General features: G+C 45.9%; 19 protein-coding genes. 8 read left to right on the top strand and 11 right to left on the bottom strand.

The window, feature by feature from the left end; translation table 11 throughout:
- Positions 1–27 precede the first annotated feature (27 nt).
- Positions 28–1,464 (bottom strand): helix-turn-helix transcriptional regulator, encoded by a 1,437-nt coding sequence (locus ABMY42_RS12915; RefSeq protein ID WP_349266387.1) that lies wholly within the window; start codon positions 1,462–1,464, stop codon positions 28–30.
- Between the two features lie 195 nt (positions 1,465–1,659).
- Here ABMY42_RS12915 and ABMY42_RS12910 point away from each other — a divergent pair, with 195 nt between their 5' ends.
- Entirely contained in the window at positions 1,660–2,313 is a 654-nt protein-coding gene (locus ABMY42_RS12910; RefSeq protein ID WP_009706468.1) for an oxygen-insensitive NAD(P)H-dependent nitroreductase NfsB, read from the top strand.
- Positions 2,314–2,318: 5 nt separating this feature from the next.
- Positions 2,319–2,609 (top strand): putative quinol monooxygenase, encoded by a 291-nt coding sequence (locus tag ABMY42_RS12905; protein WP_349266386.1) that lies wholly within the window; start codon positions 2,319–2,321, stop codon positions 2,607–2,609.
- Here ABMY42_RS12905 and ABMY42_RS12900 read toward each other — a convergent pair.
- Entirely contained in the window at positions 2,606–3,535 is a 930-nt protein-coding gene (locus ABMY42_RS12900) for a LysR family transcriptional regulator (RefSeq protein ID WP_009697990.1), read from the bottom strand. The genes ABMY42_RS12905 and ABMY42_RS12900 overlap by 4 nt on opposite strands.
- A gap of 132 nt (positions 3,536–3,667) precedes the next feature.
- Between ABMY42_RS12900 and ABMY42_RS12895 the strand changes: the two genes are divergently transcribed.
- Positions 3,668–3,886 carry a VF530 family protein gene (locus ABMY42_RS12895; RefSeq protein ID WP_005436214.1) on the top strand — a complete coding sequence of 73 codons (219 nt, stop codon included), beginning with the start codon at positions 3,668–3,670 and terminating at the stop codon, positions 3,884–3,886.
- 174 nt (positions 3,887–4,060) lie between these two features.
- On the opposite strand, the gene ABMY42_RS12890 is transcribed toward ABMY42_RS12895, so the two are convergent.
- Positions 4,061–4,513 carry a thioesterase family protein gene (locus tag ABMY42_RS12890; protein WP_005453229.1) on the bottom strand — a complete coding sequence of 151 codons (453 nt, stop codon included), beginning with the start codon at positions 4,511–4,513 and terminating at the stop codon, positions 4,061–4,063.
- A 209-nt stretch (positions 4,514–4,722) separates the two neighbouring features.
- On the opposite strand from ABMY42_RS12890, the gene ABMY42_RS12885 reads away from it, so the two are divergent.
- The 3 genes from ABMY42_RS12885 (at position 4,723) to ABMY42_RS12875 (ending at position 7,012) form a co-directional block, all read left to right on the top strand.
- Positions 4,723–5,487: a ferredoxin--NADP reductase gene (locus ABMY42_RS12885; RefSeq protein ID WP_009697988.1), complete on the top strand. Its 765-nt coding sequence runs from the start codon at positions 4,723–4,725 to the stop codon at positions 5,485–5,487.
- 118 nt (positions 5,488–5,605) lie between these two features.
- Complete coding sequence (locus tag ABMY42_RS12880) at positions 5,606–6,049, top strand: RDD family protein (protein WP_009697987.1); 444 nt, start codon at positions 5,606–5,608, stop codon at positions 6,047–6,049.
- A gap of 126 nt (positions 6,050–6,175) precedes the next feature.
- Positions 6,176–7,012 carry an outer membrane beta-barrel protein gene (locus tag ABMY42_RS12875; protein ID WP_005453224.1) on the top strand — a complete coding sequence of 279 codons (837 nt, stop codon included), beginning with the start codon at positions 6,176–6,178 and terminating at the stop codon, positions 7,010–7,012.
- 63 nt (positions 7,013–7,075) lie between these two features.
- On the opposite strand, the gene ABMY42_RS12870 is transcribed toward ABMY42_RS12875, so the two are convergent.
- The 8 genes from ABMY42_RS12870 to ABMY42_RS12835 form a co-directional block, all read right to left on the bottom strand.
- Entirely contained in the window at positions 7,076–7,747 is a 672-nt protein-coding gene (locus ABMY42_RS12870) for a DUF2057 domain-containing protein (RefSeq protein ID WP_005453222.1), read from the bottom strand.
- Between the two features lie 193 nt (positions 7,748–7,940).
- Complete coding sequence (locus tag ABMY42_RS12865; RefSeq protein ID WP_005453220.1) at positions 7,941–9,086, bottom strand: AI-2E family transporter; 1,146 nt, start codon at positions 9,084–9,086, stop codon at positions 7,941–7,943.
- Entirely contained in the window at positions 9,079–9,765 is a 687-nt protein-coding gene (locus tag ABMY42_RS12860) for a potassium channel family protein (RefSeq protein WP_005453218.1), read from the bottom strand. The genes ABMY42_RS12865 and ABMY42_RS12860 overlap by 8 nt, the downstream gene beginning before the upstream one ends.
- 19 nt (positions 9,766–9,784) lie before the next feature.
- A complete protein-coding gene (locus tag ABMY42_RS12855; RefSeq protein WP_005453216.1) occupies positions 9,785–10,672 on the bottom strand; it encodes an HlyD family secretion protein in 888 nt (295 codons plus the stop codon).
- A 12-nt stretch (positions 10,673–10,684) separates the two neighbouring features.
- Positions 10,685–10,888, bottom strand: coding sequence for a DUF1656 domain-containing protein (locus ABMY42_RS12850; protein WP_005453214.1), 204 nt, complete (start codon positions 10,886–10,888; stop codon positions 10,685–10,687).
- A complete protein-coding gene (locus ABMY42_RS12845; protein ID WP_349266385.1) occupies positions 10,888–12,573 on the bottom strand; it encodes a TolC family protein in 1,686 nt (561 codons plus the stop codon). The genes ABMY42_RS12850 and ABMY42_RS12845 overlap by 1 nt, the downstream gene beginning before the upstream one ends.
- 10 nt (positions 12,574–12,583) lie before the next feature.
- A complete protein-coding gene (locus ABMY42_RS12840; RefSeq protein WP_349266384.1) occupies positions 12,584–14,758 on the bottom strand; it encodes an FUSC family protein in 2,175 nt (724 codons plus the stop codon).
- A gap of 392 nt (positions 14,759–15,150) precedes the next feature.
- A complete protein-coding gene (locus tag ABMY42_RS12835; protein WP_017189666.1) occupies positions 15,151–16,020 on the bottom strand; it encodes a DMT family transporter in 870 nt (289 codons plus the stop codon).
- 202 nt (positions 16,021–16,222) lie between these two features.
- Between ABMY42_RS12835 and ABMY42_RS12830 the strand changes: the two genes are divergently transcribed.
- Together ABMY42_RS12830 and ABMY42_RS12825 are read left to right on the top strand one after the other, a co-directional pair.
- Complete coding sequence (locus tag ABMY42_RS12830; RefSeq protein WP_349266383.1) at positions 16,223–17,101, top strand: 6-carboxytetrahydropterin synthase; 879 nt, start codon at positions 16,223–16,225, stop codon at positions 17,099–17,101.
- Between the two features lie 61 nt (positions 17,102–17,162).
- Positions 17,163–18,038: an aspartoacylase gene (locus ABMY42_RS12825; RefSeq protein ID WP_038899278.1), complete on the top strand. Its 876-nt coding sequence runs from the start codon at positions 17,163–17,165 to the stop codon at positions 18,036–18,038.

The following is an 18,038-nucleotide window of genomic DNA, read 5'->3' as shown; positions in this document are numbered from 1 at the left end:
GAGCTGAATTTGAACTGTGCTACATATTTAACTGAGTGGTTGCACAATTGGGTATTGAATCGGGTAATGGTCTTTGGCTAACTCATTACCAGAATGATCATAGAGCCGGAATCGACACTGTTTAGCCGGCTGAGTGAGGAGCAGCTGCAGTACCCAGCATGTGTAATCTTCTGCGTCTTGAGTCAGGCTCATTGCGTGCGGAGTTAGCGCATCACCCACGTAGCAATCGATCTTCACCACGTCTTTTAATCTACACGCGAGTTCCACAAACAAGGTGTACTGAGTGCCGAGTTGGATCAGTTGTTTTGTCGGGACAATGTATTCCGTTGCGCCAATTAAAAGCCCTTTAGAAACCACGTAATCGCGCTGGTGGTTGTTATCAATGTAGCGTTCACCATCGACTTCATAACACAGTCTAAACGTAAGTGGATGAGCAACAGGAAGCTCGGTTGTTGCCCATAGTTCAGTGCCATTATTCAAAAAACGCTCGAAGAAGGCTGGGTAGCGACGCCACGTGCCATCACGGTCTCGACACTCAACGGAGACCACTTTTTCAAACGCAATATTATCCACTTCCATCCAGATTTTACCGACGGGTTGGTCAATATCGTTATCGGCTAAAGTATTGGCTTTGGCATAGTACAAGCGGATTGGTTGGTTATTGGGATGAGTGCGGTTATCCAAGCACTGCTGACGATATTGCATTGGCGAAAACGGATACCAACGGCGAAAGGTTCGATGGAAGTTGGAAGGCTCTTCATAACCCAACTGATAAGCGATTTGCTGCGTTGTGAGTTGAGTATCTGCAAGTAGAGCTAATGCGTGTTTTTTCTTGGCGAAGTCGACGCATTGCGAATAGCTCATTTGTTTTTCTTGCAGGCGACGTTGTAAGGTGCGCTTGGACACGCCCAGTTGCAGCGCGGCTTGTTCTAATTTCAGTGCGTAGTTGCTGTTTTTGACGAACAGAGCATTAAGCACACTCAATAATTCCGGTTGTTCAATTGGTTGGTGAGAAAGCAGCAAATAAACATGTTTTACCAAGTCGAACACCACTGAGTTCCGTTTCGGGTTGTTCTCTTCTTCTAGTTTGAAATGAGCAGAGTAAAGGTCATGGCTGTGAAGCTGAATGAGTACAGCTCCACTTAAGCCTAGTTGATCCAACTGCATTCGCAGCAGGTCATAAACCGATTCTGCCCAGCTTGGCATCTCAGTAGCTCTGCACTCTAGCTGCATTTGAATTTGGTTATCATTGTGTTCGAAAACAACGTATAGCCGACGGTCGAACAGCGAAACACTTTTGCTCCACCACAGCAGACCTTCACGCAGCGTCGGTGCCTCATGCAACATCATACATTGCAAGGCAACCAGCTTTTCAATGTGCCAATATTCGCCAGCAATTCTTAGGTGATTATGCCCAAGTTTTTTGCAGAGAAAGGGCGTGATGATGTTGTCTTGAGGCAGCATGAAAGTGGTTCTGTAACAGAGCAAAGGCGACATTATTGCTTAAACCGAGTGTTGCTTCAGTGAGAGTGCTCAAAGCTTGTTACATCGGCGATTTTCAAATTTATTTTGAAGATGTTTTTAACTGAAATCGGTTTTTCCCTGTAACTCATAAGGTTAAAGTGATAACCAGCATAAACTACTCGACTGGAGACCCTGATGGACATCGTTCAAGCTGCTAAATCCCGCTACTCAACCAAAGTCTTTGACCCTACTCGTAAGCTGCCACAAGAGAAGATCGACGCAGTCAAAGAGCTGATCCGTTTTAGTCCATCGAGCGTGAACTCTCAGCCGTGGCACTTCATTCTGGCAAGCACAGAAGAGGGCAAGCAACGTATCGCAAAAGCAGCGCAAGAGAACTACGCATTCAATGCTGCGAAGATCTTGAATGCGTCACACGTGTTGGTGTTCTGTGCCAAAACGGGTATCGATAACGACTACATTGAAGCACTATTGGCACAGGAAGAAAAAGACGGTCGATTCCCAACCGAAGAGGCAAAAGCAGCGGTACGTGGCGGTCGTAGTTACTTTGTAAACATGCACCGTTTTGACCTAAAAGATGCTAATCATTGGATGGAGAAACAGGTTTACCTCAACGTGGGTACATTGTTGCTGGGTGCTTCAACGCTAGAAATTGATGCGGTGCCAATCGAGGGTTTTGACCCGAAAGTGTTGGATGAAGAATTTGGTCTACGTGAAAAAGGCTACACTGGTGTTGTGATTGTGCCGCTTGGCTACCACGCGGAAGATGACTTCAATGCCAAGACGCCGAAGTCACGATGGGAAGAAAGCTCTGTGTTTACTGAGATCTGATCAAGATGATTCATTTAGTTGCAGAAATTAAAGCGTACCCAGATAGTATCGACAACCTAACCAACTTACTTTCTGGTCTACTAGAACCTTCTCGTGAAGAAGAGGGTTGTTGCCAATACGAACTGTATTTGGATCAAAAGATCGAAGGCTTGTTTATGTTCCAAGAAATTTGGGCATCGCAAGAAGCGTTAGATAAGCACTTACAAAGCCCACATATCGCGCAGTTTATCTCGACGCTAGAAGATAACGACTGGGTTGAATATTCTCAGATTCGCCCAATGACGTTTGTCGGCTAACCTTCTGAGCAGAATGTTGCCAGCACTTTCTTACGTTGCTGGCAGCATTTTTCATGAATGAATTCACGGAAGGTGCGAATGGTTGGCGTCAGCAAACGACGATCGGCGCACACCATGTATAGCGGTACCGGACCACAATCCCATTCAGGTAATACTCTGACTAATCTTCCCTCAATCAAATCTTGGCTGATGTCCATCAGTGATTTGTTGGCGATGCCTTTGCCTTTGATTGCTAAGCGATGGGATAAGTCACTGTCGTTGCTAAGCAGCTTGCCACTCACGACAACTTGTTCTGTTTCGTCTCCGCGAGTCAGCGTCCATTTGTTGTAAACCGAATCAGCCACCATGTAACACAAACAGTTGTGTTGGTTGAGATCTTCCGGTTTGGTCAGCACAGGATTATTTGCGACGTATTCTGGAGATGCGCACAGGATTCGCTCATTTGCGCCACACAACGCCAATACGACGAGGTTAGAGTCAGCAGGTTCGCCGTAACGAATCGCGATATCGACAGGCTTGGTGTACATATCGGTCAAGCTATCAGACAGCTCTAACTTGATAGAGACGTTCGGGTACACATCAATAAATTCATCAACCCAATCAAGCAGCATGTTACGCCCAAAATCAGATGGCGCGGTGATGTGCAGTTGACCCGATAGCTCGCCACGCGCGCTTGAGATCTGATCTAACCCTTCTTGCAGCGTTGCGAGTGCTTGGGTGGTTTTGTCTAGGAACAGCTCGCCTTCCGAGGTTAAGCGAAGGCTGCGAGTGGAGCGTACAAACAGCGGGAAGCCAATTTGTCCCTCAAGACGTTTGATCGATGCACTGATGGCTGCAGGTGTCATGTCCATGCTGTTGGCGGCTTTCGAAAAACTGCCTTGGCGTGCGGTTTCGACAAAGATATTCAGATCGTTGAGGGCTTTCATAATGAAAAGGGCTTTTAAGAAGTTTGGGCTACTATAGGGGAGAGTCGCAGGGCAATTCAAGGTTAAAACATTAGGTTGCACGGCGAGTTTGAGTTAGATTAGCGCGCAACTTCACTTTACCGGATCAATAGCATGAGCCAACAGCAGCCGAATAACCCACTTCACGGGTTGAGTTTAGAGAAAATCCTTACCCGTTTAGTTGAGCACTTTGGGTGGAACGGAATGCATGAGCGCGTTCGTGTGAACTGTTTTAAGAAAGATCCTTCAATCAAATCGTCGTTGAAGTTCCTGCGCAAAACGCAGTGGGCAAGAGATAAAGTGGAAGCGCTGTACATCGAGACGTTCTGCTAATTGGATTTGGTACACGTCTAAAAGCGAGATTCCGGATGGCTCGCTTAGTCCCGTCCGGAATGACGCAACTTTCTTATCGCATAGGCTGGAATAGTTCCTCTGCGTCATTCCCGATAGCGACGAAGGAGCGCAGTCGGGAATCTCGATTCTAATCTCTCGCTTCTCGCCTCTTTATTATTCCAAATGATGCGTACTGCCCACGGTGCCTTCCAAGTCTAAAATCGACTGGCGGACGTGGTCTGGAATCGCGGCTTTCACGTTGTTCTTAAAATCAAACATTACACCAGTAGCGGTCGCGATGGTCGCAATCTTGCCCCACTTCTTACTCAGCACTTGGTATTCCATCGTGATGCGATCTTCTTGCATGTCGATTACGCGTGAGCCAATCAAAAGCGTATCTGGAAACGTAACGGGTAGCTTATAGCGACATTGGGTTTCACTTAGAACCGGACCGATGTGAGACGTCTGCAGATCTACCAACAGATTAATCTTGTTGAAGTAGTCCAAACGCGCAGTTTCGAAGTAACGAAAATACACCGCATTATTGACGTGTTGCAGGGCATCCATCTCTCCCCAAGCGACTTTGATTTCCGTAATCACTGGGAATTCTTTTAATAAAGTATCCATTACTCATGTTCCTTTTTCATCGACGTTGCCGCAATTTGCCAAGCGACTTATCACTTTGAGTATTTATTCTAGATGGAACCGATTAAGATGTAATAAAATTGTATGTAAAATGTGAAATGAATTAGATGCTTATTTTTGTAAACTAAAAACTTTACATAGTCAGTTGTGAGGCGTAGGTTTAAGTAAGCGTAACCAAAAGGAGATGTCCAATGACAGAACTGAAAGGTTTCAATCTTGCCAAAGTAGAAAAACGAATCGACTGGACAGGTGAGCTGTTCAGTTTACGAGTTTCCGGTGCGCCTCTCTCCTTCAAAGCCGGACAATTTACCAAACTCGCCTTGCTCGACGAACAGGGCAATCCCATTAGCCGTGCATACTCGGTGGTGAATGCGCCCAGTGAACAGTTCGAGTGGCTCGAATTCTTAGTCGTCGCGAACCCTGAAGGGCAACTGACGCCAAGGCTGCAACAGCTTCAAACTGGCGATAGCATTTATGTTGGTGAAACGGCTCATGGCGATCTTATCCACGATACCATTCCCAAACACGCAAACGATCTATGGCTGCTTTCAACGGGGACAGGCATTGGTCCATTTCTCTCTTTGTTAGACGACATCAATCTACTTCCACACAGCGACCACATTGTGCTGGTGCATGGTGTGCGTTACGAAAGAGATTTAGTTTACAAATACCTGATTGAGCAGCTCCAACAGCGATATGAAGGTCGTCTGCGTTATGTGCCGATTGTCAGCCGTGAGAGTATTCCGGGTAAGCTTCAAGGCCGCATTCCAGAGTTGATTGCGTCGGGAGAGCTTGTTAATCGTGCTGACTTGCCGTTTTCTAAACAAAGCAGTTTTGTGATGATGTGTGGTAACCCAGAGATGATTAAAGATACCTCTCCAGTACTGCAAGGTTTAGGCTTAGAGAAGTATCGTGCCCGAACAGGTGGCAATATCATTTACGAGAGATATTGGTAAGGTTTGATTGATATTTGACCATCTCAGTTCTGAGAGAGGGTCACAAATATGGCTTCTCACAATTGAGCGCCTTACAACCCATCCCTAGAATGCATCAGCTTGCATTTCAGGGGGAAGTATGTGGTGCTCAATTGCCGATAGAAGGCGAAGATTTATTGGTGGTTTCATCGATCTGATGATCGTGACTGGTTTAGTGCTTACAATCGCTTTGACCATCAATTCTGTTGTAAATGGCTTCGAACTTTCTTTGAGTGAAAACCTTCAATTAGTTAAGGACACAAAAGCAAGCTACGTGCTAACCATTCCTATGTTGATGATGGCGAATTGGAATTTTCTCCGTGAGGGACAAACTGTTGGGATGCGTTTGGTTAGGATCAAAGTGGTGATGAAGAACGGTCACGACACGACGAAAGTGACCACGTCTTTACGATTGTGTATGAGCTATTTGATTGAAATGCTTATCCCGTTTACACCATTGGTCAACCTTGCTCTATTTTTATTTCACCCTGAGCGTCGTTTGTTGCACGATTTGCTTTCAGGTACCAAAGTGGTGAATTGCTAACTCAACTGCTGATTTGACGTTGAATGATCAGTTTCATGCAGAGTTGCGATCGAATCGTCTTTCCATATCTTTCTTCCTACGACTACACTTACTTCAAACATAAATTCAATCGCTTAGGACTCAAGGATGATGAACAAAGCTGGTTGGACAGTGTGCCTCGCTACTCTCATTTCTTCCGGCGTTGTTGCTGGAGAGTGGGAGATTGAAGCGGGGGGATTTTTCTCTCGCACTGACACCAAACTTAACGCCTACGACCCTTACCTCGACCAAATACGTACCATTGATTTCGAATCTGATCTCGATTTGAAAGAGTTTACCGTGCTGCCTTATGTTGAAGTGGAGTATTACTTCAATAAAAAACATAGCGTGTATCTTGATTGGCGTAGTTTGCACCGTGAGGCAACCCGCACAGCGGTAACCAAACCTTTTGAAATTACCGTTGATGGCACCACTTATGCGGTTCAAGCTGGCTCTAAACTGACCACCGAACTGAACATTGATATTGCACGCCTAGGCTACGGTTACCAGTTTTACACCAGCGATAAATGGGCGGTGGATGTATTAGCGGGGCTGCACGTGATGTGGCTGTCATTAGGTTTAGATGGCAAGCTTGGCGCAAAAGTGAGTGGGGTGGATGAAATTCCAGTAATGTTTGTTGATGATGCGGTTTTAAATGATGTTACTGCCCCTTTGCCTGATTTGGGGATTCGAGCAGAGTATTCACTGACGCAAGACTGGATTTTAAAAAGCCACGCACAGGTGTTCTATTTAGCTGTGGATGATATAGAAGGCTATTTGTTTGAAGTGGACATTGGCGCAAAGTACTTCTTTACCGACCAATTTAGCATGACGGGTTCATTTAACTATTACGAAGTAGGGGTTGATTACGAAAGCGACAATTCTGCGCTCGATGTTACCTACCGATTCTATGGTCCAATGCTGACCATGGCGTACAAATTCTGAATTAAAAAAGCCACACAGGAGTGTGGCTTTTTGTATTGAATATTTCGTCTACCAGACAACGAGCTATTGCTTGTTGATGTAGTCTTTAAAGCGCGCTTGTGTCTCAGCGTCTGCTTTTTGGTACCAGAAGTGCAGCATTTCTTCAGCCGTTGAATCTGCTTTCATCGTCGCAGGCTTAGTTTGCTTCATGTCTGATGGAATTGCTGCTGGAAGCGTTACAGGCTGAACGACCGCTGCAGTTGCAACGCCGATTGCCGCTACACCGCCTGCTTTATTGTAGTCTTCCACTTCGCGAACGTAGTCACGACCAATTTGCATACCTGGTTTGATTAGCTTGTCTTGCTCTACCGCAATTGCATTGCCTGAAGCATCAACCAGTTTCCAATCTAGGTCTTTGATTCTTTCTTCTGCTTGGCGAAGGTCACGGTATTCAGGAAGCTGGAACGCTAGCTCAGCATCGGTTGCGTCGAAACGAGCTACGATAACGTCACTCTCAACACTTAGGCGATCATTGCCTTGGCTGAAGTAAGGTGCGTAGCGGAAAACAACTTGGTTTACACCGTCAGGCAGAGTGAATGATCTTTCAGAAGCAAAAAAGCCACCAGATAGTTTTACTTTTTCACCGTTAGCCGCATAGATTGAAACGTCGTCAGGAACGGTTACCGTCACATCCGCGAATGCCATGCCACTCATTGCCAAAGCAAGCGCGCAAGTTAAAGGCTTGATCAATTTCATTGTTTTTATCCTAAGCACTGTCATTAGTGGTCATCGAGATTGCATTGTTCATTGTCTGATTGCAACTCTCGAATGTTAGAAGATTGAAAATTTAACAAGAACGTCATTTTAATCTGATTCCAAGCGATGAAACTGTGAGCTAAATAGCTCAAACCGCTGCAAAGACAGCGGTTTGTTTCAAATGCTTGCAAGGTTAGATACCAGCGCCGTGACCAGATTCCGCTTGCGACGCTTCTTTCTCTTCGATGACCGCTTCTTCTTGCTGTTGTGCTTTCTCTATGCTCAACCACCATACGAATAGCTCATACCAAATCGCTAGGATAACGGCACCTAAGAACAGACCAACGATGCCGTAGAAGAGCATGCCGCCAATGGCACCAAGTAGAATCACAGGCATCGGTACGTCAACACCGCGTCCCATTAGCATCGGCTTGAACAGGTTCTCTGACAATGCCGCAACCACAACCCACACAGTAAACATAGTCGCAGTGCTGGTGTCTTGGGTCATGTACATGTAGCCAATTACAGGCAGTACGGCAAGCAGTGCTGGAAGCTGTGCTATACACAGGATCATCAGAATAAGTGTGAGTAGACCTGCAGCAGGTACGCCGAAGATGAAGAAACCTGCACCAATCAATAGCGCTTGAATCGCAGCGACACCAACCACGCCAAGCAACACACTCTTAATGGTTGCGGCGATAAGTGTTGTCCAGCTCTTGGCGTTGTCGCCAGCGGTGCGAACGGCAATGGTGCTAAGACCTGATGCCAAGGACTCTGAGTAAGTCATAAAGCCAGCAGCAATCGCAAGCGATAGGATAGAAAGAAGCAGACTACCCAAAGCACCGCCTACCATGCCAAGTAGAGACGTTAAGCCTGACTTGATTTGTGGCATAAAGGTTTGAATTGCTTTCTCTAAGTTTGTCGCGAACAGCGTCCATACTTCGTAAAGCTTGTCACCGACAAGTGGCCAATCAGCAACAGAAGGTTTTGGACCAGGGATTTTGATGTCACCATTTTGCAATACTTCTAGTGCGTGCGTTGCGCCATCAACAATGGAGCCTGATACCATCACTAGAGGCGTGACCAGTAGGGCGATACCCAACAACGCAATTGTCGTTGCAGCGAGACCTCGTTTACCACCGTACACTCTTTCTAGTTTTTTACAGATTGGCATCAATGCAACCGCGATGATCGCACCCCAAATCACAGGAAGAATGAAAGGTTTGATAATGTCATACGTAAACATCAGCAAGACTAAGATCAAGCCGATACGTATCGCAGATTCCACCATATTACTGATGAAAATCTTACTCTCTGTTTTTTCCGATTGTTTATCCATTTTTGTTTACCTGATGTTCAATGTTGGAACTGACGAGACTTGAAACAACAATCGCCATATAAAACACGCCTACAATGGCCTCTAAGTACACAACGACTTGTGCCAATGGTGTTAGAGGGCTGATGTCGCCGTAACCTAACGTGGTTAAGGTGACGAAACTGAAATACGCTGCATTAGAGAAGTTCTGACCCCAAGAGATGGCTTCCATCCCGGTGAATGAGTTTGGAGAGAACTCAAGAAGGATGAGATAGGCAATTGCCCACATCAGTCCCAGCAGCAAAAATAGGGCAACCGAACCAATCACTTTGTTGGTGTTGACATGCCCAGTGAACAGAATCTGTCTTGCGATGGATTTGAATGTCCCGAAGAAGAAGGCGAAGGTGAGGGCGAGCATCACCACGTCCATTTCTTTGATACCGAGAGCGGCTTTAATACCAATCACCAATACCCAAGTACCGAGCAAGGTATAAAGAAAACGTGACCAGTTTTTGTCAAAGCGTAAGCTCGCCATACAAACGATAAAAGTGATGATGGTGAACCCTTGTAACAGGTGTTCCATCGCTCCTTCTCCTACAACCTGTACAAACGCACCGCCAATTAAGAGCCCGATTAACGCTAGGGTCAGATAGAAGAAGTTGTTTTCTTCATTGATGTTTTTGAGTTTTTTTCCGATAGCCATGGTTATGTCTGTTTAACTCCTATTCTTGCTCTTGTGATGAGTCCTTCATTACCATGATGGAAGCAGAAAGACCAAAGCGTAGGTCGACGCCTTCTGGTAATTCATGCAATGACACGCGAACGGGAATGCGTTGGGCTAAGCGAATCCACTGGAATACAGGGTTCACATTAGGGAGAAGGTTGTAGCCAACGGTGCCGTCTTTAGGGGCGATACCCCAACCGATGGAGTCCACCGTAGCGTCGATAGGTGTGTCTGGGTGAGACATCAAGGTGACACGAGCTTCATTGCCCGGGGCAATTTGAGCCAATTGGTTTTCGCGGAAGAAGCCAAAGACCCAGAAGCTGTTTTTGTCGATAAGTGCCACTAACGGTTGGTTTGCAACCGCTTGTGTACCGTCACGGATATCTAGGTTTGATACAAAGCCATCAACCGATGCGTACACTTTGGTGTAACCAAGGTTCAGGCGCGCAGACTTAAGCTGTTCTTCTGCTGATTTGATTTGCAGTAACGATTCTTCGTAGGTGATTTCACGACGAATGAGATCTTTGTGAGAAACTGCGCCTCGGTCTTTGGCTCGGATGTCTTTTAAACGATCGTATTCGATCTTTTTACCGCGTGAACTGACGATGGCTTTCTCTAACGCCACTTCTGCTTGTGATAGGGCAACGTCGTAAGTGGTTGGATCGATCTCAAACAGCAGATCGCCTTTCTTCACTTCTTGGTTGTCCATCACGGCAACATGAACGATAGGACCAGATACACGAGGTGCAACCTTGATAACGTTCGCACGTACCTGACCATCGCGGGTCCATGGGTTATTAAAATACTCTTCGAACTTCTGATAGCCGAACCACGCCGCGCCACCAAGAATGACAAGATTGAGTGCAATAACGAGTAGTTTTTTCATCTTGTTGGGCACCTAAAACTGTATATAAAAACTGTCGATGGCCACCACGTAAAACACCATGATGGCAATGAATGTCAGAGACGGAAATGCAATGAAGCGTGACAAGCGTGTCTTGTTCAAGATGATCACCGTTATCCATGTGGCAGTGACGGCAAGAATCAGCACCAGTAACAAGGGAGAAAAGTAAACGTCCCCCCAAGAGAGTTCGTGTGGCATTACTGCACCTCCCCATCTTGCTCGGAACTATTTTTCTGGGTACTTAGTTGCTCGGCACTGTCTGCTTGCGCTTTGTCTGAAGATGGCTCGATGCGAATTGGTGGCAGAACACGTTCTTCTTCGTCCAGCAAACTATCCCAATCGCTGCGGTCTTGCATCTGTTTGGCGACGGTTTCAGATAAAAATGGTTTACCTGTTTGAGCCTCCCATCCACCGCCGAGCGCTTTGTAAAGTGCCACAACTTGGTTTGCGACGTTACCTTTGATGGTGGCGTAGCTGTCTTCTGCGCGAGTCATTTTCTCTACTGAATTCAGAAGGCGCTCAAAGGAAATCTGACCGTTTTCGTACTGCGTCATCGATATATTGAACGCGCGAATCGACGAATTGACCGATTGCAGACGCAGCGATTTTTGCTCCAAATACAAGTCATAAGCTTCCAGTGCATTAGTCACTTCATTAACCGCTTGCAGCACCTTCTTGTTGTAGTTGGTCAGCGTTTCTTGAAACTTCGCATCTTCAAATCGAATGTTGTTTTTCACTCGTCCGTATTGGAAGATATTCCAACTGAACGTTGGACCTACCACCATGGTTAACGAGTCACTGAAACTGAAGCTGCTGCCATCTGGAACCGTGCTATCGATACCTATAGAGCCGAACAGAGAGAAGCTTGGGTACAAGGCTGTTTCGGCAACGCCAATCTGAGCACTCTGAGCACGAGCTTGCATCTCTGATACTTGAAGATCAGGTCGGCGCATCACCAAATTTGCATCCACTTTGTTATCCAGTAGAGGTGGGCGAGGTACGATGGAGCGTTCGTCGTTGCCTGATAGTGCGGGTTTTCTGCCTGAGGATTTAAACTGGTTTTCGTAATCCGCCATCCGCTGAGCAAAGCCATCAGATTGCAACAGCTTTTCAACGTCTTCTGGCAGCACACCCAACAGCAATGCTAATGCAGTGCGCGACTGCTTCATTGCAATTTCAAGCGAAGGTTGCGCCGCTTTAGTATTGAAGAGCTGGTTTTTCGCTTGCTGAACGTCGAGCTCGGTTACGTTACCAGAATCAAATTGCACCTGAGTAATATTCACTACGCGCTCTTGGATCTCGATGTTTCGACGAGAGAGTAAAATACGCTCTTGGAACGTGCGGTAGTTGATGTAGTTGCGTGCCACTTCCGCAGTGATGGTCACCATGATGTCGTGGTAAGACGCAATCGACGCATAGTAGCCAGCTTCAGCAGATTCAATGCCACGCGCGTATTTGCCCCAGATGTCCATTTCCCACCCAGCATCAAATGACAGCGCGGCGTTATTTACACCTTGGTCGTTCACATAAGCTCTGGCTAAGTTACCGGAGACAGTTTGCACTTGTGGGTATTGCAATCCTGTGGAGATGCCCAATAGCGAACGTGCTTGGACGATGCGCAAACCCGCCGCCTCAAGATCGAGGTTTTGTTGGCTCGCCATCTCAACCAGTTGGTTCAGTGTTGGATCGTTGAACTGCTGCCACCACTGCTGCAGTTTTTGCTTGGACTGCTGTGTGTCTTGCGCCGCTTTTTCTAATGACCAATCACTTGGCAAGGCGGTTTGCTCTGGATGGACGTAATCCGGACCCAAAGTCGTACACGCACTCAATCCGAGTACAGAGAGTATGGCGAGGCTAGGTTTAGTTAGTTTTAGAAGCATCATATCCTCACCTTTAAAACCGCTTCTGACGTAAGTTCACCCAATCGATATCCTCGTAGGTTTGCTTGCATTGGTTTATTGCTTCGAACACGTTCCGTTTTAAATTCAGCAAGATATAAAAACCAGCTATCTCTGAATAAGCGTAGTCAGATAAATCCAACTCACTAAAGAATTCTTCCAGTTTATTTTCAAAGGATTGGTAATCCTGGCTGTATTTTTCGAACACAGAATCGAGTTCGTCAGTCGCCTGATGGCTTGCTAGTGCGCCAGCCATCAGAGGTAATATGGAATCGGTGTGCTTGCTGCGTAACTGTTTGATAAGGGGGTTACTTAACAGCTTTTGTTCGGCAGCAATCAAAATGTTGACGTGGTTACTTAGGGCATTGCATGACTTGCTGAATGCGCCGATGGCCTCTGGCGGCGTTTTATCAAATAACTTGTGGTTGATCTTTGAGCCCCAAACCATCAGTTTTTTGGAAGAGACGTTTAGTGTCACCAAATGCAAAGAACGTTTCAGCTTTTTAAAAGAGGACTCAGATTGTTGGTGATAGCTAGCAAATAGGTCACCAACATGCCTGAAATACCGCTCTTTCAGCGTTAAGAACAAATGCTCTGGACGTGAACTGAAAGGGAAGTAATGAGCGAAAATGATCATGAACACCACCATGTAGAACAAGGTCATGATCGTCATTAGGATGCCAAAGTGATAGGTCATATTGTTGTCGAGACCGAGCACGAACAAGCCAATCATATAGAAGATGGTCACCGGTCCTTTGAATAGATAGAAACCGATAAAGGTATAGATAAAGATGAACAAGCCCAGTTCGGCACCTAGCTCTAAACCCGGCAAAATAAAGACGTACGAAGGCACTGCAAATAGGAAGCCAAACGTAAACAAAATCAGCAACATGAATGGGTGAACAGGTACAAACGACAGCAGTGACATAAAGATGGTTGAGAAGGTAACAAACGAGTAGCCACCTGGCGGGTTGAAATAAATCCAAATTAACCCTGCCACCCAGTAGGTGGTGAAGGTTTTCACTGCGGTTTTGAAGTTCTCAGCATCCCACCAAAGGAACTTACTTTTCTGCTTCGGCAATTCTTGCTTAAACGACACATTGTTGGTCACAGAATCAATACAGCTAATGCTCTCAGCTAAGCGAGACAAGCTTTGGTGCATGAGTTTAAGTAAGTGACCAAGTGTGAGTGCTGAGCCTTTCACAAGGTGAGACGCGTCTGCCAGCGCAGCTTGGTTGTATTCGATGTTTAATTCTTGAGCTCGGTAAGCCGCTCCCTCGTTGTCCCACATCTCTTGACTGATCTTGAACAGTTGTTGGATTTCTTGAGTCGCTTGATCAAAGTTGTTGATACAGCTTCGGTCTTGCTGGTGGCTAAAGTGACTATGTGCAGCCACGCTAAGCTCTTGAGTGATTTGCTTATTGAAGTGGACCGCGAGTTGCCACTCTTTCATATAGACCGAGACATCACTGCACTCGACACTGACGGTTGCAAAGCGTTGTTCTAGCGCGTTTTGTGCGGCGAATACTTTTTCTAACAACTCATCGATGGTTGGTGACGGTGCTTCATCGTTTTCAGTCGCTTCCACATTGGTGACCACATCCTGTTGTAGCGCTGTTTTTTGTTCGAAGTTTTGCAAAATGGCATTAAACAACGCTTGTTGAGCTTGATTCAGTTGCTCAATGAGCTGACGCAGATTTTGCTCTGTCTTGGTCGGCCATAGGAATGTGCCCACTAAGGTGTAAAGCACTACACCAAAGATCGTCATGTACGCGCGATCAACGCCATACATGAATGCGCCTTCTGCATCTCCACCATTCGACATCATTAAGACCATTACGCCAGTTAAGGCAAGTAAGGTCGGGTCTTTTTGGTACGCGTTGCGGAAATAGAAAATAAAGGAAACAACGACAGAAACGCTGAGCATATACAGCAAGCGATCTTGGGCAAACATGCCGACAAGCAACAAACCGATTACCGCACCTACTAAAGTACCCAGCACACGCAATGTGCCTTTGGCGAGAGACTCACGTCGACTACCGGTAGAAGCGATTAACATGACTGTCGTAGCCGCGGTAGATGCTTGCGGCCAACCCATTGCAAACGGGATCAGATAAGCCAGAGTTAGGCTAAGCGCTACTTTTGTGGCGAATTTGATTTTCTCGTTCATAGTGTCAACGTTAGCTCAGGCTTATGCTTGTAAGTGGATGAATTTATTCAATCAATAATCAGAACTTCGTTCTGAAAAAATTGCGGACGCGGAATATAGCGATTGAAATGAAGAGGTTTGTAAATCCTTTGTCAAAACCCAATCGGACTGAAAAGCCTAAATCGTTCTTCGAGCCCCGTTGCTCATAGCGTGGGAGGAAAAACGACCAAGAAAACGTTTAACTAGAAAGTCTCATTACTGATACAGTTTTGCAGGAATTATCAAACCAAATTTCTATTCAAGGCTCATCGCCAGCATGTTAGGTCTTGCTCACTTCCAAATTATTGTGAAAACAAGTGCCTAACAAAAAGCATAGATGATGAGGAATAAGTTGAGAGGGAAGTTTTTGTTTTTTACTGGCTTGTAGATGTGGTTTTGGATTTTTGGGAGCGAGATAAAAAGACCAATGCAATGCCGCCAAGAATGATAGCACTGGTTATTAACGAATGTAGGGTCAGGGCTTCACCTAACAATATGCTACCTAAAATCAGAGCGATGGCAGGAACAGAAAGCTGGCTAACCGCTGCTTGTAACAGAGATAACTTTTGCATTACCTGATACCAAAGTACATAACCAAAACCTGAGGCGATGGCACCCGATGCAATGGCTAATAATGTACCTTTTAAGGTTACTTGAATTGAATCTAATAACAGTGGGGAAAGTAAGAGTCCTAAGATGGAAGCGGTAATGAACCCCCAAGTAATCCCACTGCTCGGAGTTGGGGCGTGTTTACCTAGAGCGGTGAAGCCTGCCCAGCAAACACCGGAAAGTACCATCAATACAGCAGACCAGACATCTGGTCGAGTTGCCGATGGCAGCATGAGCCAAGCAAACCCCGCTAACGACACCGCAATGCCTAACACTTCGAGCGATTTAAAGCGCTGCCCTTGCCACCAATAAAGGGCGAGTAAGGTCAGCTGTACAGCACCAAAAAGTAACAAGGCTCCGGTTCCAGCTGCTAGTTTTATATAGGCGAAAGAAAACAGGGCGGCATATCCAAATAAGGCTACTCCTGCAAACAGACTGAATTTGGTTGTCGGTAGCTGGCTGCGAAAGTTTCCTCTCAGAAGTAGGATGGCAACTAAGGTGACTGCACCAGAGAGTAAACGGATAAGGGTGAAGCTGCCCGCGTCTATGAGACCTGCTGCTAATGCTAAGCGACACAGCAGTGAATTGGCAGCAAACGCCAACATAGCAATCGCGGTCAGTAAAAATGTCGACATTCCTTATCCTCAATCCTAAGTAAGATACGCAGTGTAGCGCCAAACATAAGAAGCTAATTAGTTGATAAAGTGATTAGTTATAGCTGAAAACGCACACTCATGGTGCATTGAGATATCGAAGTCTTGCCAAATTGAGTGAAAATAGTAATTGTTATAACATAACAATTTGGTTCGATAATAAATACAGAATGAGGAATTCGGGTTGAATCTATTTGTTAATGATCTCACGGTTATTGATGCATCGTATTTGTGTGAAAAACGAGGCATGGTCGGCGAGAGCTGGATTCTGGATGTCGTAATGCATGGCGATCTCAATGAGATGAGCATGGTGCTGGATTTCTCGAAAGTGAAGAAGCAAATCAAACAATTGTTCGATCAATATGTTGATCACCGTTTGCTTGTTCCCGTAGATAATGACGCGGTGGAAACCACAAGTATTCAATCAGGCTATTCCCAAGTCGACCTTATGCGTGGTGAAAAGGGCATTCATCTACATTGTCCGGATGAAGCCTTTTGCTTTGTTGATGCTAAAGAAATCTCAATAGAAAGCGTGACGAAACACATTCACCATGTTCTACAAGGTCATCTACCGAGTAATGTGGCATCGATTGATGTGACCTTACGTCATGAAAAACTCGATGGCGCTTACTATCATTACACCCACGGTTTAAAAAAACACGATGGTAATTGTCAGCGTATCGCACACGGACATCGTTCACCGATCCAAATCCTAGTGGATGGGCAGCGTGATATCGAACGCGAGCACGCTTTTGCACAGCGTTGGCAAGATATCTATCTCGCCTCCATCGAAGACTTAGTTGAAGTTGAGCATTTAGAGTTGAGTGAACACGCTAATGGCAGCATTAGCGATACCCACTTTGGCTTTCGTTACACCACGTCTCAAGGGGACTTCCAGTTAGCGATTGCACACAGTGAAACCGAAGTGCTGAACACGGATACAACGGTGGAACTGCTTGCCGTATTTATCGCTAATGAAATTGCTCCTTCATTAAATGAGGGGCAGTCACTGCAAATTATCGCCTATGAAGGTGTGGGAAAAGGAGCGATGGCGTTTCGCTAAGAGGGCGCTGCTCAATCTCAATTAAAACTCACTTTTACTCAATATTTGGAATATCACTTTTATGGACAAACTTAATCGTGTTCTGCTCGTGGCAGGTACGCATGGTAACGAGCTTTCTGGCATTTATCTTCAAAAGCTCATCAAAGATCGCCTCTATGTTGCTGACCGTTCGACGTTCAATACTCAGTGTGTGCTTGGCAACCCTGAAGCGGTAAAGCAAAACGTTCGTTATGTGGAGACCGATCTCAACCGTGAATTTGCCTTGGCGAATCAATCATCGCCTGCGACTCAGCAAGAAACTGAAATCGCGCAGCAATTCACGCAAGTACATGCTCACCAAGAGAATCAATTGATCATCGATCTGCACAACACCACCAGTAACATGGGTGCGACCTTGATTTTGGTTTCTAATGACGTGTTCTATCGCAAGATGGGGGCGTATGTGAAGCAACGCATGCCAGAAGCCAACATCTTGTTTGAAGACAGAAAAGCGTGGGATGACCAACCTTATTTGTGCACCACCGGGCAGCATGGCGTGATGATCGAAGTTGGAGCTCAAGCACATGGTTCACTGAAGTACGACACTCTAGAGCTAATGAAAAAGATGCTGACCATGGTATTAGATTACCTTGAACAGCATAACCTTGATCGTGTTGGTGAGTTGAACGACTACGACGCGTATTTTTACACCGAAGAAGTCATGATCCCTGTCGACCACGATGGTATGCGTGTCGCGACAGTACATCCTATGATCTGTGGACGAGATTTCGAGGTAGTCAAACCGGGCGAACCACTACTCGCGACCTTCTTTGGTTACGATATTTTCTGGGAAGGCAAACAGGATATCTATCCGCATTTCATCAACGAGAGTGCGTACAGCAAAGCCAATATCGCTATGGCACTTGCTGAGAAAAAATGCGTTCGCACGAGTGATTGA

Origin of the sequence: Vibrio sp. SSH13-20 (assembly GCF_040104475.1) — a bacterium.
GTDB classification, from domain to species: Bacteria; Pseudomonadota; Gammaproteobacteria; order Enterobacterales; family Vibrionaceae; genus Vibrio; species Vibrio harveyi.
This window is presented reverse-complemented; position numbering and strand designations above follow the sequence as displayed.